Annotated in this window: 12 protein-coding genes; 4 read left to right on the forward strand and 8 right to left on the reverse strand. The window is 32.9% G+C overall.

Annotation, left to right across the window (positions count from 1 at the left end; all coding sequences use genetic code 11):
• The first annotated feature begins 71 nt into the window (after positions 1 to 71).
• The 3 genes from OYT91_RS13485 to OYT91_RS13495 all read left to right on the forward strand — a co-directional run bounded on the left by OYT91_RS13485 (position 72) and on the right by OYT91_RS13495 (position 4,736).
• Positions 72 to 2,990, forward strand: coding sequence for an FAD-binding and (Fe-S)-binding domain-containing protein (locus OYT91_RS13485; protein WP_281238377.1), 2,919 nt, complete (start codon positions 72 to 74; stop codon positions 2,988 to 2,990).
• Positions 2,991 to 3,868: 878 nt separating this feature from the next.
• A complete protein-coding gene (locus OYT91_RS13490; protein ID WP_281238378.1) occupies positions 3,869 to 4,351 on the forward strand; it encodes a BON domain-containing protein in 483 nt (160 codons plus the stop codon).
• Position 4,352: 1 nt separating this feature from the next.
• Positions 4,353 to 4,736, forward strand: coding sequence for a LysM peptidoglycan-binding domain-containing protein (locus OYT91_RS13495; protein WP_281238379.1), 384 nt, complete (start codon positions 4,353 to 4,355; stop codon positions 4,734 to 4,736).
• 71 nt (positions 4,737 to 4,807) lie between these two features.
• On the opposite strand, the gene dprA is transcribed toward OYT91_RS13495, so the two are convergent.
• Positions 4,808 to 5,908, reverse strand: a complete 1,101-nt coding sequence (gene dprA, locus OYT91_RS13500; RefSeq protein WP_281238380.1) for a DNA-processing protein DprA — start codon at positions 5,906 to 5,908, stop codon at positions 4,808 to 4,810.
• A gap of 246 nt (positions 5,909 to 6,154) precedes the next feature.
• On the opposite strand from dprA, the gene OYT91_RS13505 reads away from it, so the two are divergent.
• Complete coding sequence (locus OYT91_RS13505) at positions 6,155 to 7,135, forward strand: HU domain-containing protein (protein WP_281238381.1); 981 nt, start codon at positions 6,155 to 6,157, stop codon at positions 7,133 to 7,135.
• A 303-nt stretch (positions 7,136 to 7,438) separates the two neighbouring features.
• On the opposite strand, the gene OYT91_RS13510 is transcribed toward OYT91_RS13505, so the two are convergent.
• The 7 genes from OYT91_RS13510 to mnmG all read right to left on the reverse strand — a co-directional run bounded on the left by OYT91_RS13510 (position 7,439) and on the right by mnmG (position 14,955).
• Positions 7,439 to 9,709, reverse strand: a complete 2,271-nt coding sequence (locus OYT91_RS13510) for a helix-turn-helix domain-containing protein (protein WP_281238382.1) — start codon at positions 9,707 to 9,709, stop codon at positions 7,439 to 7,441.
• Between the two features lie 56 nt (positions 9,710 to 9,765).
• Entirely contained in the window at positions 9,766 to 10,524 is a 759-nt protein-coding gene (locus OYT91_RS13515; protein WP_281238383.1) for a COG4705 family protein, read from the reverse strand.
• Positions 10,525 to 10,611: 87 nt separating this feature from the next.
• Positions 10,612 to 11,166: an OmpH/Skp family outer membrane protein gene (locus OYT91_RS13520; protein WP_269224361.1), complete on the reverse strand. Its 555-nt coding sequence runs from the start codon at positions 11,164 to 11,166 to the stop codon at positions 10,612 to 10,614.
• A 248-nt stretch (positions 11,167 to 11,414) separates the two neighbouring features.
• The gene (locus OYT91_RS13525) at positions 11,415 to 12,263 is read right to left on the reverse strand and encodes a class I SAM-dependent methyltransferase (protein WP_281238384.1); all 849 of its coding nucleotides are present in this window, start codon (positions 12,261 to 12,263) and stop codon (positions 11,415 to 11,417) included.
• An 85-nt stretch (positions 12,264 to 12,348) separates the two neighbouring features.
• A complete protein-coding gene (locus tag OYT91_RS13530) occupies positions 12,349 to 12,663 on the reverse strand; it encodes a hypothetical protein (RefSeq protein ID WP_281238385.1) in 315 nt (104 codons plus the stop codon).
• A gap of 24 nt (positions 12,664 to 12,687) precedes the next feature.
• Positions 12,688 to 12,816, reverse strand: a complete 129-nt coding sequence (locus OYT91_RS13535) for a hypothetical protein (protein WP_281238386.1) — start codon at positions 12,814 to 12,816, stop codon at positions 12,688 to 12,690.
• Between the two features lie 267 nt (positions 12,817 to 13,083).
• Entirely contained in the window at positions 13,084 to 14,955 is a 1,872-nt protein-coding gene (mnmG, locus tag OYT91_RS13540; protein WP_281238387.1) for a tRNA uridine-5-carboxymethylaminomethyl(34) synthesis enzyme MnmG, read from the reverse strand.
• Positions 14,956 to 15,317: the final 362 nt, after the last annotated feature.

The raw sequence follows: 15,317 nt of genomic DNA on the forward strand, positions 1-15,317 counted from the left end.
AAGATATTCGTCACAAGAAATCAAAAATCAACCTCGATAACTGTCAGGGTTAATCTAAAATAAAAAATAAAATGAACCTTGAAAATCTTGAAAAGCAATTAGAAGGGAAGTTATTGTACGACCATACGATGCGTACACTTTACGCAACTGATGCAAGCGCTTATAAAGAAATGCCATTGGCAGTAGCTATTCCGAAAACAAAGGAAGATATTCAAAAAATTATCGCTTTTGCCAGAGAAAACAAAAGCAGTGTTATTCCACGTGCTGCAGGAACTTCTCTTGCGGGACAGGTGGTAGGAAATGGAATCGTGGTAGATATTTCACAAGAATTCACCAAAATACTTTCGGTTGATTCCGTAGAAAAATCATGTTGGGTAGAACCTGGAGTGATTCGAGATGAACTGAATTTACACTTAAAATCATACAAACTATTTTTTGGCCCCGAAACTTCTACCAGTAATCGCTGCATGATTGGCGGAATGGTCGGAAATAACGCTTGTGGTGCGAGATCCGTTATTTATGGTTCTACTCGGGAACATTTGCTTGAAATTAAAGGTTTTTTGGCTGATGGAAACGAAGTCACTTTTGGCGCTTTGACCAATGCCGAATTTGAAGACAAATGCAACGGAATAAATGTAGTGAGTCCATTAGAGCAAGCCATTTATGTTCAAACTAAAGAAATATTAGGCTCACAAGCAAACAGAGCATTATTCGACGAAAATTATCCTAAAAAGTCAATTCCAAGAAGAAATACGGGTTATGCCTTGGATTTATTGGCAGATAGCCAGCCTTTTGGCGATCCAACCGAAAAATTTAATTTTTGCAAATTAATCGCAGGTTCCGAGGGGACATTGTTCTTTTCGACAGCGATAAAACTGAATTTAGTTGATGCTTTAAAACCTTTCGCTGGTTTGGTCTGTGTACACCACAATAGCATCAACGAATCGCTAAAAGCCAACTTGGAAGCTTTGAAATTCAAGCCTGACAGTGTTGAGTTAATTGACCATTATATCCTTGAATGTACTAAAGAAAATATCGAGCAAAGCAAAAATAGATTCTTTGTGGAAGGCGATCCTCAGGCGATTTTGGTTGTTGAATTTTTAAGGGACTCAAAAGAAGAAATTATTCAGGCCGCCCAAGAAATGGAAGAACTGATGCGTTCCAAAAACCTTGGTTACCACTTCCCGATTGTTTGGGGAGAAGACACCAATAAAGTTTGGAATCTGAGAAAAGCAGGATTGGGATTATTGTCTAATATTCCTGGTGATGCCAAAGCCGTTGCCGTTATTGAGGATACTGCTGTTGATGTTAATGATTTACCTGATTTTATCGAAGATTTTAATGCCATTTTAAAAGAACGAAATCTAAGTTGTGTGCATTATGCGCATGCTGCCACAGGAGAATTACACCTTCGTCCAATTATTGACTTAAAAACCAAAGAAGGCGCAGCTTTATTCAGAACTATTGCGACTGATATCGCCCATTTGGTCAAAAAATACAAAGGTTCTCTAAGTGGGGAACACGGCGACGGAAGACTTCGAGGTGAATTTATTCCGCTAATGTTGGGAGAAGAAATCTACCAAATGTTCATACAAGTAAAAAATACTTGGGATCCTTGGGGTATTTTTAATCCTGGGAAAGTGGTAAATACGCCACCTATGGACACCAACCTGAGATACAATCCAGGACAGGATACTCCAATGCCAGTCACCTATTTTGATTTCTCCGAGCATAATGGAATCGTACGTGCAGCAGAAATGTGCAACGGATCCGGTGATTGTAGAAAAACTGAAAAAAGTGGTGGAACCATGTGTCCAAGTTATATGGCAACACGCGATGAGAAACATACTACTCGCGCCAGAGCTAACATTCTGAGGGAAACCATCAACAATTCCACTAAAGAGAACAGATTTGACGATGAAGGTTTACTTGAAGTATTGGATTTGTGTTTGAGCTGTAAAGGATGTAAATCCGAATGTCCTTCAAATGTGGATATGGCAAAGCTAAAAGCCGAAACCTTACAACAATACCATGATAAAAATGGAGTGAAATTCCGTTCCAAATTAATTGGTAACACCCCAAAAATTAATCAATTATTTGCATCGGTACCTTGGTTGTATAATTTTGGTTCGAAAGGAATTATAGGAAACTTAATGAAACGTTCGACGGGTTTTGCTACAGAAAGATCCTTGCCTTTAATGCATAAAATTACCTTTCAGAAATGGATCAAAAGTTACAGACAAACGGGGAATTTTATTCAGGGGAAAGTCTATTTGTACAACGATGAATTCCTTAATTTCTATGATGTCGAAATAGGTCAAACTGCAGTAAAGCTCTTTAATCGTTTGGGTTATGAAGTGGTGGTTCCAGCAATTGGCTTCAGCGGGAGAACCTATCTTTCGAAAGGAATGTTGAAAGAAGCCCGAGAATTGGCCGAAAAAAATGTTCAGGCTTTCGCCAAAGAAATGCCCGAAAATAGCATTTTGATTGGAATTGAACCTTCGGCTATATTGTCTTTCCGAGATGAATACCCCGATTTGTGTCGTGGCGAATGGAAAGAAAAAGCCAAAGCATTCTCCAGCAGAGCCATGCTTATCGAAGAATTTTTAGCCAAAGAATTGGATGAAGGACGCATCACTTCGGATTCATTTACGGAAACTCAAGAAAGAGTTCGTATGCACGGTCACTGTTTCCAAAAAGCCTTGTCTTCATTGGTACCATTAAAGAAAATCCTGATGTTGCCCAAAAATTATACTGTTCTCAATATCCCAAGTGGCTGTTGCGGAATGGCAGGATCTTTTGGATATGAAAAAGAGCATTACGACATTTCGATGAAAATTGGAGAATTGGTTTTATTCCCAACCATCCGCTCCGAAAAAGAAGCTACGTTAATATCTGCCTCTGGAACCAGCTGTAGACACCAAATAAGCGACGGAACAAGCCGAAAAGCATTTCACCCTGTCGAGATCCTTTTTAAGGCTTTAAAATAACGATTTTTGATAAACGATTTAAGATTGCAGATGTTGTCTAAAACATCTGCAATTTTTTTTTGGCTCTTGAAAGCTGTTTTTATTTAAAGCCAAAGCATTTTAATTGATATACAAACGGGCTCTTTGAAGTCTCCCGACTTCGAACTTTTTTTAATGTTCTTGTAAAAAAACGCAAAGTCATGAGATTTCGCTCAGCGAGAGGGGCAGCTATACTTTGCCTTTACTTTGGATTAGATAAAAACCTTAAATTTATTTAAAGGAAAGCAGAGGTGAACTTTAGACTTTGCTAGTATAGGAAACCTTTGCATTCACATTGTCTTTTAATTTCACAATGATCTTTCCGGAAGTAAAGCTCGTCAAATCGTGACGTGGATCGCGTTGCTGAGACCAAATAAACCGTTAAATTAATAAGACAGAAGTAAAGTTTTTTTTATAATTAACGATTATTTAAAAGTAGTGATAGGTCTTGGAAATTTATGGTTCGAATGAGCCCTATATTTTAAATAAATAATTTAAATTTCTTATTAAAATACACACAATTACACAAACATAATCTATTAAAATGCCATTAGCTTACGAGTTACAGAAAAAACTAATAAACTATAACTGTATCGTGATTTTTTAATAAATCTAAATGCTTTAGTATAGCAAAAACAATATAAAACAGCTAGACTTAAAACAACAAAAAACTTTGTACCTCTCAAGAGTGGGATTTGCAAATGATAAAATTTAATCTTTAGTTGTTTATTAAATCAATAAATTTTCAATCAGCTTTCTTTTTGCAAACTAAAATAATTAAATAAAAAATTATCAAGAATATATATTTGCATTATTTTTATAACTAATTTAGTATTAATCAATTATAAAATAATATAAATATGAAAGCAACTAAAATTATGACCATCTTATCGATGGTAACTGTATGTTTATTTTTATTTTCCTGTGCTCCTAAAGATACAGACATCCAAAAATCAATTTCGGAAAAAATGGCTACCATGCCTGCTATGTCTGGACTTACTACAACGGTTAAAGAAGGCATTGTTACAATATCGGGGGAATGCAAAGACAATACTTGCAAGACCAGTTGCGAAACTATGGTCAAAGGCATTAAAGGTGTAAAATCTGTTGTAAATAATTGTACCATTCCGCCTCCACCTGCTCCTGTTGTAATTAATCCAGATGCGACTTTAATAACTGCCGTTCAAGGTGTTTTGAACAATTACCCTGGTGTTACAGCTAATGTATCTCTTGGTGTAGTTACCTTAACCGGTGAAATTAAAAAAAACAATTTAATGCCATTAATGCAAAGCATTCAAACATTAAAACCTAAAAAAGTTGAAAATAAACTAATAATTAAATAGTATGGCTTTACAAGAAAAATATAGTGAACTTATAAATACCGCAAAAAGTCAAGGCGTAACAAATTTACAAGTAAGAGAACAAAATAATGTTTTGTATATTGATGGTGCTGTAAGCAGTAGCGCAGCTAAAGATACAATTTGGGCTGTTTATGAAAAAATAGATCCTGAATTTAGATCTGCAGATGTAGTAATGAACTTAACGGTTCCGGAAGGAGCGGGTACTCCAAAATTTGAAGTATACACTGTAGTTGGTGGAGATTCATTGTCAAAAATTGCAGGACATTACGGCACTACTTGGCAAAAAATCTTTGAAATTAACAAAGATGTAATTTCAAATCCTGACATGATAAAAGTAGGATGGAAAATTAAAATCCCTAAAGGTTAAAACAAAATTCTCGTACAACATAAAAGCTATAATTATTGCAATGATAATTATAGCTTTTTTTATAGCGTATTCTAAATCGCCTCAAACATTTTACCTGGCAATGGTCGTATCACTCCTTTCAACTCCATATTGAGTAGTAATCCAGAAATCCTGTAAATAGGAAAATCACAATGCAGGGCAATGATATCCATCAGTTCTTTGCCTGATTTCATAAGATAATCATATACTTTTTGTTCATCATCATCCAGTGTGACAAACAATTGTTTTTGTATGGTTTTGGTTTCTTGCTCAATATCCCAATTCAGCATATAAATTAAGTCAGCAGCACTAGTTAATACATTTGCTTTTTGGGTTTTAATTAAATTATTACAACCTTGACTGTATTTATCAGTTGTACGACCGGGAACTGCAAAAACATCTCGATTGTAATCATTGGCCATATTGGCGGTAATGAGCGAACCGCCTCTGTCAGCAGATTCGATGACGATAGTTGCTTCGGTCATTCCCGCTACAATACGGTTTCTACGAACAAAATTCTCTTTATCTGGATTAGAGGAACTCCAAAACTCAGTCATAAAACCTCCATTTTGTTCCATCTTGGCAACATACTTTTTGTGTGGTTTTGGATAAATTTGGTTCAAACCATGAGCCACAACACCAATGGTTTGTAAATTATGATCCATTGCCAGTTGATGTGCCACAATGTCAACTCCATAAGCAAAACCACTTACAATAATTGGATCCAAAGGTGCCAAATCTTCTATCAATTTACGACAAAACTCGGTACCATAAGAGGTAATTTGACGTGTTCCGACAATACTTATTATTTTTCGGTTTTTTAAATTAATATTTCCTGTGGTGAATAACAAAACAGGACTATCAATACAATGTTTCAATCGATCTGGATATTTTTCCTCTAGATAAGAATGCACTTCAATGTTATTATTTTGAATAAAATAAAGTTCCTGTTTCGCTTTTTCAAAAATAGTTTTGTCTTTAAAATTTTTTAGCAAAACTGTTCCTACACCGTCAATAGCGGCGAGTTGATCCGACTTGGCATTCAAAACTTTTTCGGCAGTACCAAAATGGGCAAGCAGTTTTTTGGCCATAATATCCCCTACTCCTTCAATTCGGAGTAAAGCCAATAAATAAAATATATTTTCTTCTGACATATCTTACAATTATACTACTTATTTTTGATTCCATAAATTTTTTTTAATCTCTATTAAATAGATATTCAGATAAATTCAATTCAAAAACAATATAAAGTAAGAATAAAAATGAAAATAGTAGACTTTAATTTATAGGATAAAGGAGTAATGAAATTGCAATTAATTGATTTGTAAAACAATGCAAATTGTTAATAAAAATTGTGAATAAAATTTTGATAACTATTTTGGTTGTATAACTTTGTTACTATGAAAATCGAACTATACATCGCGCAACTTTTATACCGTTACCAATGTGTAACCGTTCCAGGTTTTGGAGCTTTTTTGACCGAAATCCAATCGGCTCAATTGATAGAAAATTCAAATTCCTTTTTTCCGCCAAAAAAGATGATTTCGTTTAATAGTTATTTAAAAAACAATGACGGATTATTGGCCAATCATATAGCACAAGCTGAAAAAACATCTTACGATTATGCTGTAAGTGCTATAGAATATGAAGTTTTAAATTGGAAAAAAGCATTACAAGAAAATAATTCTATTTCGATAAAAAATATTGGAGTTATAAGTCTTACTAGTGAAAATAACTTGCATTTTACTCTAAATGAGCAAACTAACTATTTGTCAGAATCATTTGGATTAACTTCTTTTGTTTCACCAAAAGTTAAAAGAGAATTAGAAGTGATAAAAAACACAACAATTTCAGAGATAACTACTGCAATTGTCGAAGAAGAAAAATCACTTTTCAATTTTATTCCAGATACCGAAACTAAAAAATCAAATCCATATATCAAGTATGCAGCCATTTTGGTTTTGGGATTAAGTGTTGCTGGAACTATTGCTTATCCTATGTATCAAAACAGAATCGCTTCCGAAACCATTTTGGTAGAAACTGCGGTTCAAAAACAAGTACAGAACAAGATTCAAGAAGCAACTTTCTTTATCAAAACTCCAATACCAGCAGTAACACTTTCTTTAAAATCGAATAAAGAAGTAACAAAATTACCGTATCACATTATGGCGGGAGCTTTTAGAAGTGAAGCAAACGCACAAAAAAGATACAATCAATTAATAGCAAAAGGTTTTAAAGCGCGAGTTTTGGGTATTAATAAAAATGGATTATATCCTGTTTTATATGGCAGTTATTCTACTTTTGCAGAAGCAGAAAAAGAAAAAAATACAATTACAACATCAGATAATCCAGAAGCTTGGATATTAATTCAATCTTTATAGAAAATTAAATAAAGTCAACATAATCAAATCACAAATAGAACCATTATAGAATGGGGATATTTGTGATTTTTTTGCATCAATATTTGACACAATGCCTATTTTGAATTAAAATAATTAGTGTAATTTAAACAATCCATACTTAATTTTGACCTAAATTCGGTTTTAGAAATACGATATATAAATTATACTGTTATATATTTTGAACTGTATTTATAATACTTTAGTTTACTTTAGTTAAATTTATAAAAGAAGTTTACCATAACCTGTCTCCCCGTTTTATAATAAAAAAAATATTTATAAAATTTATACATTCAAACTCGCTTTAAACATTCTAAGTTCTTCCCAAGAAAATTGGTCCCCGTATTTTTCTTTTAAGGGAGAAACTGATTCCTCTTTGTAACCTGCAAAAGCCTCAGACAGAGCCGTTATTTTTTCTTCAGAAAATACTTCATTAATCCTAATGGTTTTAGATTGAATCAATTTGGTGAGATGTGACAAAATGGTTTCCTGGGTAAACTTGCGGATAGTGGCAATTTCTTGAACTGTTTTCTTTTCCAACCAAAGCTCGTAAGTTTCTTGTACAGTAGATTTTTTGGGTTCCTTTTTGGCTGATTTCTTGGGAGCGTAACGTTCAGCATCTTTTTCGTCCTCAATCAAAGTAATATTCGCCTTTATAAAATCTTCAATGACGCGTTCTATCTTTATGGCTTTGTACTTTTTTATTTCTTCGGAGGTCAATTTTTCTTTAGAGATCGTTTCACCTTTTACCAATGTGGCCATCATTAATTTGGCTTTCATCAGTTGAAGTACCGCTTTGGTTTGCAAATCGTCAAGTAGGGTTAATTCATCATAAAAAGCTTTGGCCTTTTTGATTCGTTTTACCTCTTCAATTTTCCAAAGGATTTCGTAAACCAACTTGTCCATCGGATCCATAAAATAATTAAAGGCAGCATTTATCCGATCTGAAATATGACTGAACTCCAACTGTTCACTGTGGAACAATCGATCCAATTGCATTAAAAACTTAGAAGAAGGTTCTAACAATTGCCAAATAACTCCAGCTTGGTTGTGAACCCATGCTTTATGTTTATATTTTACAGAGTTTTCGGCATCTTCGTTGTAACTGAACTGGTGATTGCGCCATTCTTGTGCCAACTCGTTCCAATCAAAGCTGTTTTTGAGATAGTTCAGAATAAAATTCTTGGTTTCTCGTTTTAAGGCATTCGCAAGCGCTTCTTCAGTGGCTTTGTTCTCTGCGTAATCCATCACATCCTGATCGTTTGAAATGCCATTCATTCGTAATGGAGAAAGCAAAACAAGCCCATTTAAGGATCGCAAACGCGATAATGCTACATAAGCCTGCCCAGGCAGGAAAACTTGCGATACATCGAGCGCAGCTTTGTCAAAAGTTAATCCCTGACTTTTGTGAACAGTAATCGCCCATGCCAACTTGATCGGGTAATGCACAAATGTACCCAATACCTCCTCCTCTATTTCCTTGGTCATCTCATTGACAGTGTACCGAATATTTTGCCATTCGTACTTGTCGACTTCAATGGTTTTATCTTCATCTGGAAAATGAACCCAAATTTCTTTGCTGGTCATTGTTTTGACAATACCCATTTTTCCGTTGAAATAATTTTTATCAAGCGACAAATCATTTTTGACAAACATAATCTGAGCGCCTACTTTTAACTGCAAATTGGGATCTACTGGATATATTTTTTCGGGGAAATCACCAGTAATCTCAGGAAAAAAGGTAGTTAACTTCCCTTCCAAGTCTTCAAGTGATTGCGCATTCATCACATCGGCTTTGGCATTGTGGGTCGTCAAGGTAATGTAACCTTTATTGGATTTCAAATCAAAATTAGGTTTAACAAATTCGTTCAGCATCTGAATATCAATCGGCGTGATTTCATTATTCCGCAGATTATTCAAAACAGAAATGAATCGATCATCGGTTTGTCTGTAAATTTTAGACAATTCGATGTACAATGGTGGAAATTGCTGAATCACATGTGCATGAAAAAAGAATTTTCCTCTGTAATAATTTCGAAGTGTACGCCATTCATCATCTCGAATGATAGGCGGAAGCTGTAATAAATCCCCAATAAATAATACTTGGACACCACCAAAAGGAGCCGATTTCCTTCTAACGGTTTGCATCATATAATCCATTGCATCTAACAAATCAGCTCGTAACATACTGACTTCATCTATGATAAGCAATTCCATATTCCGAATGACTGCGCGTTTTTGTCCACTCATTTTAAAATGCCTACGCAAAGTAGCTTTGGTTTCAAACTTAGTCGTATCAGAAAACTGGGGAGCAGAATTGTCTGGAATAAATCCACCAAAAGGCAATTGAAACATAGAATGAATTGTAACCCCACCAGCATTCAGCGCTGCAATACCCGTTGGAGCCACAACCACTGTATTCTTATGTGTTGTTGCGATGATTTCCTTTAAAAGTGTAGTTTTACCTGTTCCTGCTTTTCCGGTAAGAAAAACAGATTGATGCGTTTGATTGATAAAACGGAGAGCATAAGAAGCGGCTTCAGATAAAGATTGCATTCGGCGTATAAATTAAAAAAGTGTTACTATTGTAAAAAACTAAAAATGATAATTAATTATTTGGATACGATGTTTTTAGCAATTTTATTTTTTGAAATAAGTATTAAAATAAAAAGAATAAAAAACAAAACTAATGATGATCCAATTGTTCCGAGGTTAAAACCTCCTTTTAAGTTTGATTTAGTTAATAAATCACCAAAAGTAGCGCCAAAAGGACGTGTTAAAATAAAGGCGATCCAAAACAAAAGGATGCGAGATATTGTTGTAAAATAATAAGCCAAACTTATTAATAATAATAAAATTCCTATAAAGATAGCGCCACCAGAAAAACCTAATCCAGAATTGTCAGCTAAATAATCTCCAAATGCAGTTCCTAAGGTATTAGAAAAAAGTATGGCCGTCCAATAAAACAATTCACTATTCAAGTTGGTAATAGTAGTAACGGACAACGATTTTTCTTTATAATGCCATATTGCTAAAGTTAAAAGTAATAAACAAATTAAAAGTAAAGAACCTTTTGCATAACCCAATTCTAATGTTCGATCCATAAAATCAGAAATTGTAGTTCCTGCAGTGCTAGTTGCAAGAATTACAGCCCAGTATTTTATAGGATCATACTTTTGGGACTTTAATTGAATAATTAAAGAAACAAGAAAAAATCCAAGTAGAAGTAAAGAACTAATAGCATACCCAAAATCTAAAGTCATAGAAAACAAATCACCAGCAGTTTCTCCTAGTGTAGTAGCACAAATTTTCATTATCCAAAAAGAGAATGTAACTTCTGCTAAAGTACTTCTATGTTGTACGTGTGTCATTTTAGGTCCTTTAAAATTCAGTAAATAAACAAAAAAACCTTCAATCTTATTCAAGATGAAGGTTTTATAAATATTTTATAAAAGAAATTACTTTTTAGTTTCTTCTGTTTTAGCAGCAGATTTGTATTTTTCATTTAATAATTTTACAATATCTTTTGTAATATCATATTTTTCTTCAGCATACAAAACAGAAGCAGCATCACCAGTTCCGTAGATATAATCATATCCTTTTTCTTTACCGTAATCCTTAATAAATTTTTTAACTCCTTTTACAAGAGAATCCATTTCTTTTCCACTTTCTTGTTGTAATTGCATTTGCAAACCTTGCTGTGCCTGAGCTAATTGTTGCTCTCTACGTTGCAATTCAGCGCCATTTTTTTGAGCCCATTCTTGTCCATTTGCTTGAGCATTACGTTGAAAATTTGCAGCATCTTGTTTGAATCTGCTAATTTCGGCTTCTAGTTGTCTTCCCTTTTCAGCAGCTTGCCCTTTATATTTTGCTTCTAAATCTTTAGTCTCGGTATATTCTTTCATCAATTCAGCTGTATCTACATACGCTGTTTTAAATTCTTTTACTTCTGATTTTTTATCACAAGAAACAAGTGATATTGAAATTGCGATAAATAATAATGCTTTCTTCATTTTGGTGTATTTCAAGTTTTTTTAGTATGATGACAAAAATATAAAAAAATAGATAGTATTGATAAAAAGTTTTATAAATGCTACTATAAAATTAGCAATAAATTAATATTATTAAAATATATAAAAATAATCAGGAAAAGCTATTAAAACCAAACTCGTCAGCTTAATTCTTATCGATAAAAAAAATAATTTCAATAAAAGTTATAAAAAGAACATAAATAAGGCTTTAAAATAACTTAAAATGCTTTTTAGTTGTTTTTAAGGATGTAAATATGCGATGAATATTCCATTTTTTGTTTTGCTTTCCAATTCGATTGCAAACCAATGATAAAAGCTTTAATATAATTCATTTTTCCTGTTTTGTATTTTTCAGAAAGTAGACTTACATAAAAAGAATCAAATTTCATTGGAAGCACTTTTTCTAATTTCATATTCTCAATTGCAAATAATTTTTGAATAGCCATTTTTGAGAAATGCCAAAAATGAATTGGCACATCATAAGCAGCCCAAAAATTTTCGTAATATTTTGCATCAAAAGATTTGAAATTAGGAACTGCAATAATTAAAGTTCCATTTGGTTTAAGCAATCTTTTCAACTCTTTGATTTGTTCTTCTAAATTAGGAACGTGTTCTAAAACATGCCACATCGAAATTACATCAAAAATATGGCTTTCCAATTCAACAGTATTTTCAACAAAAGTAACACCTTTTCCTTTGGCAATAGACTTAGCTTTTTCACTAGGCTCTACTCCTATTGTTTTCCAACCATCCTTTTGTGCAACAGTTAAAAAATCTCCAGTACCAGCACCAATATCCAAAATCAAACCTTTTGAAGGTTGATGAGAATTAATTAAATCGAGTTTATTTTTTAAAGCTATATTTTTAACAAAATGATAAGCCTTCTCAAACAAGGATCTTTTGGAGTCCGTATGTGAAATATAGTCAACACTTTCATAGTATTTTCCTAAAACATCCAAACTAGGTTGTGGATGTGTGATAAGCATATCTAAATCTTCATCATGAAAAAGCTCGAAAACTTCTTGAGAAACTGAAAAATCTTTAACCGTAAGAAAATGTTTTTTGTTTGTAATGTCCATTTGTTTTTTTAAATAAATAAATCCAACTCTATACAAAGAGTTGAAAAGAAATTCTTTTTTATTCTATCATGCAATGAGAATCTTTCTATTCTCTTATCCAACTGATTTTAACAGCTGATATATAATTATTTTCCAATCTTATGTTTTGGTTAACTTTAAAACCATTTTTGATATAAAAATTTAAAGGTGAAAAATAAGTATCCTTATTTTGTTTTTTATCATTTTGATGATCGACTACCCAACCATTCAAATTTGATTTAGATATTTTCAATTCATTTAATAAAAGAGTTCCAAAACCGTTTCCGTGTATATTTGAATTTAAAATAATTGCAAACCAATCTTCTTCTTCTCTAAAAAAAGTAAATGCCCAACCTTTCAATTGATTTTGATCATTTATCAATAAAAAATGATTTGTTTTAGAAAGTCAGTCAAGATAAGATTCAAAATCGGACAATACCTTATAACAAATACTTTCTGGATACTCCAAATTCCAAAGTTCAAACAACGATTGTTTCTGATCTAAAGTTAAACTCGTTACTTCGACAATTTTCATTTTCAATAGAAATATAAACCATTTATTCAACAAATATAGGCATTACAGCCGTAGTTTCACGTGGAACAAATCATTTTAAATCAAAGAAATTAGATTATATGTTCCATTTCAAAAACAAAACAAAAGAGTAAAAATTGCCATTGAAATACAAATTACGAAATTAATTTAAATCCAAAAAAAATCACTTAAAGTAAAACTTGAAATGATTTAAAAATATCGAAAATTTATACAACAATAAAGCAACTCTAAAATCAATAAAAAAATCCTCTACCTGCCCATATAAATCAAAAGCACCGAAACATCACTAGGAGAAACTCCACTAATTCTAGAAGCTTGAGAAATGGTAACAGGACGTATTTTAGCTAATTTTTGTTTAGCTTCAATTGACATCGATTTGATTTTATTATAATCGAAATTTTCTGGAATTTTCACATCTTCCAATCGTGTAAGCTTATCAGCATTATTTCTTTCTTTTTCGATATAACCAGAATACTTAACTTGAATTTCAGCTTGCTCTAAAATTTCTTGATCTAAATTATTTTCAGCTACATACTCCTTAACCTTTTCAAACTTCATAATATCTTCCAAATCGATTTGAGGCCTAGAAAAAACTTTAAACATTTTATCTCCTTGAGAAATAAGAGCCGTTTCTTTAGATTCTAAAATAGGATTAGTCTCAGCTACAGAAACACTTGTTTCCTTAAAGAAAGAAACCATTTTTTCAGACTCATTCAGTTTATGTTCCATTCTACGCAAACGTGCTTCCGATGCTAAACCAATTTCATACGAAAGTGGTGTTAATCTAAAATCAGCATTATCCTGACGCAACAATGTTCTATATTCCGCACGAGACGTAAACATACGATAAGGTTCTTCAGTTCCTTTCGTAATTAAGTCATCAATCAAAACACCGATATAAGCTTCATCCCTTTTTAGAATTAATGGAGCTTGTTCATGTACTTTCAAATGCGCATTGATACCAGCCATCAAACCTTGAGAAGCTGCTTCTTCATAACCTGTAGTTCCATTAATTTGTCCAGCAAAATACAAACCTTCTACCAATTTAGTTTCAAGAGTATGTTTCAACTGTGTTGGCGGAAAATAATCATATTCGATAGCATAACCTGGACGAAAGAATTTTACATTCTCAAAACCAACAACAGAACGCAAAGCTTTAAATTGTATATCCTCCGGCAAAGAAGTTGAAAAACCATTCACATAAACCTCACAAGTATTCCACCCCTCAGGTTCGACAAATAATTGGTGACGCTCTTTATCAGCAAAACGATTAATTTTATCTTCAATAGACGGACAGTATCTCGGACCAATACTTTTTATTCTTCCGTTAAACATTGGAGAGCGATCAAAACCTTCTCTCAAAATATTATGCACCTCATTTGAGGTATAAGTCATATGACACGATTTTTGAATAACTAAAGGTTTGGTCAAATCAGAATATGAAAACTTATCAGGTATTGCATCTCCTTTTTCTTCATTCATTTTTGAATAATCCAAAGATCGCCCATCAACTCTAGGTGGCGTACCCGTTTTCATTCTCCCTGCTTCAAAACCAGCTTTAATCAAATCTTCGGTAATTCCATACGCAGCACTCTCCCCTGCACGACCTCCGCCAAATTGTTTTTCACCAATATGAATTAAACCATTTAAAAAAGTTCCATTAGTAAGGACAACCGATTTGGAACGAATCTCAACTCCAAGCGAAGTTTTAATACCTTTAATTTTTCCGTTTTCAATAATCAACCCCTTTACCATTTCTTGATAAAAATCAAGATTTGGTGTTCCTTCTAACATCATTCTCCATTCTTCGGCAAAACGCATACGATCACTCTGAACTCTTGGCGACCACATTGCTGGACCTTTTGATTTATTCAACATCTTGAATTGAATTGCCGTTCGATCCGAAACAATTCCTGAGTAACCACCAAGTGCATCAATCTCACGAACAATTTGTCCTTTTGCGATTCCACCCATTGCAGGATTACAAGACATTTGCGCAATGTTTTGCAAACTCATTGTTACCAATAAAGTTTTAGATCCCAAATTAGCAGCAGCTGCTGCAGCTTCAGAACCAGCATGACCCGCTCCCACCACAATTACATCGTATTCTTCTAAAAACATTCTCTTTTATATTAATCCTACTAATAGGAATTATGGAAATCAAAATTTCGTTCCACGTGAAACATTCTAAACATTCTAAACATTCTAAACATTCTAAACATTCTAAACATTCTAAACATTCTAAACATTCTAAACATTCTAAACATTCTAAACATTCTAAACATTCTAAACATTCTAAACATTCTAAACATTCTAAACATTCTAAACATTCTAAACATTCTAAATATTCTAAATATTCTAAATATTCTAAATATTCTAAATATTCTAAATATGTGTTCCACGTGAAACACATATAATAAAAAATAAAAAATTAACAATGTTCCACGTGGAACGTATTGCTTTTTTATATAATTTTATTAGAT

Source organism: Flavobacterium praedii, assembly GCF_026810365.1.
In the GTDB taxonomy this organism is placed as follows: domain Bacteria; phylum Bacteroidota; class Bacteroidia; order Flavobacteriales; family Flavobacteriaceae; genus Flavobacterium; species Flavobacterium praedii.

Bases quoted from the DNA above. Each gene is read 5' to 3' on its own strand.
- OYT91_RS13485 (WP_281238377.1), top strand. From the start codon at position 72: ATGAACCTTGAAAATCTTGAAAAGCAATTAGAAGGGAAGTTATTGTAC.
- OYT91_RS13490 (WP_281238378.1), top strand. From the start codon at position 3,869: ATGAAAGCAACTAAAATTATGACCATCTTATCGATGGTAACTGTATGT.
- OYT91_RS13495 (WP_281238379.1), top strand. From the start codon at position 4,353: ATGGCTTTACAAGAAAAATATAGTGAACTTATAAATACCGCAAAAAGT.
- dprA (WP_281238380.1), bottom strand. From the start codon at position 5,908: ATGTCAGAAGAAAATATATTTTATTTATTGGCTTTACTCCGAATTGAA.
- OYT91_RS13505 (WP_281238381.1), top strand. From the start codon at position 6,155: ATGAAAATCGAACTATACATCGCGCAACTTTTATACCGTTACCAATGT.
- OYT91_RS13510 (WP_281238382.1), bottom strand. From the start codon at position 9,709: ATGCAATCTTTATCTGAAGCCGCTTCTTATGCTCTCCGTTTTATCAAT.
- OYT91_RS13515 (WP_281238383.1), bottom strand. From the start codon at position 10,524: ATGACACACGTACAACATAGAAGTACTTTAGCAGAAGTTACATTCTCT.
- OYT91_RS13520 (WP_269224361.1), bottom strand. From the start codon at position 11,166: ATGAAGAAAGCATTATTATTTATCGCAATTTCAATATCACTTGTTTCT.
- OYT91_RS13525 (WP_281238384.1), bottom strand. From the start codon at position 12,263: ATGGACATTACAAACAAAAAACATTTTCTTACGGTTAAAGATTTTTCA.
- OYT91_RS13535 (WP_281238386.1), bottom strand. From the start codon at position 12,816: ATGAAAATTGTCGAAGTAACGAGTTTAACTTTAGATCAGAAACAATCG.
- mnmG (WP_281238387.1), bottom strand. From the start codon at position 14,955: ATGTTTTTAGAAGAATACGATGTAATTGTGGTGGGAGCGGGTCATGCT.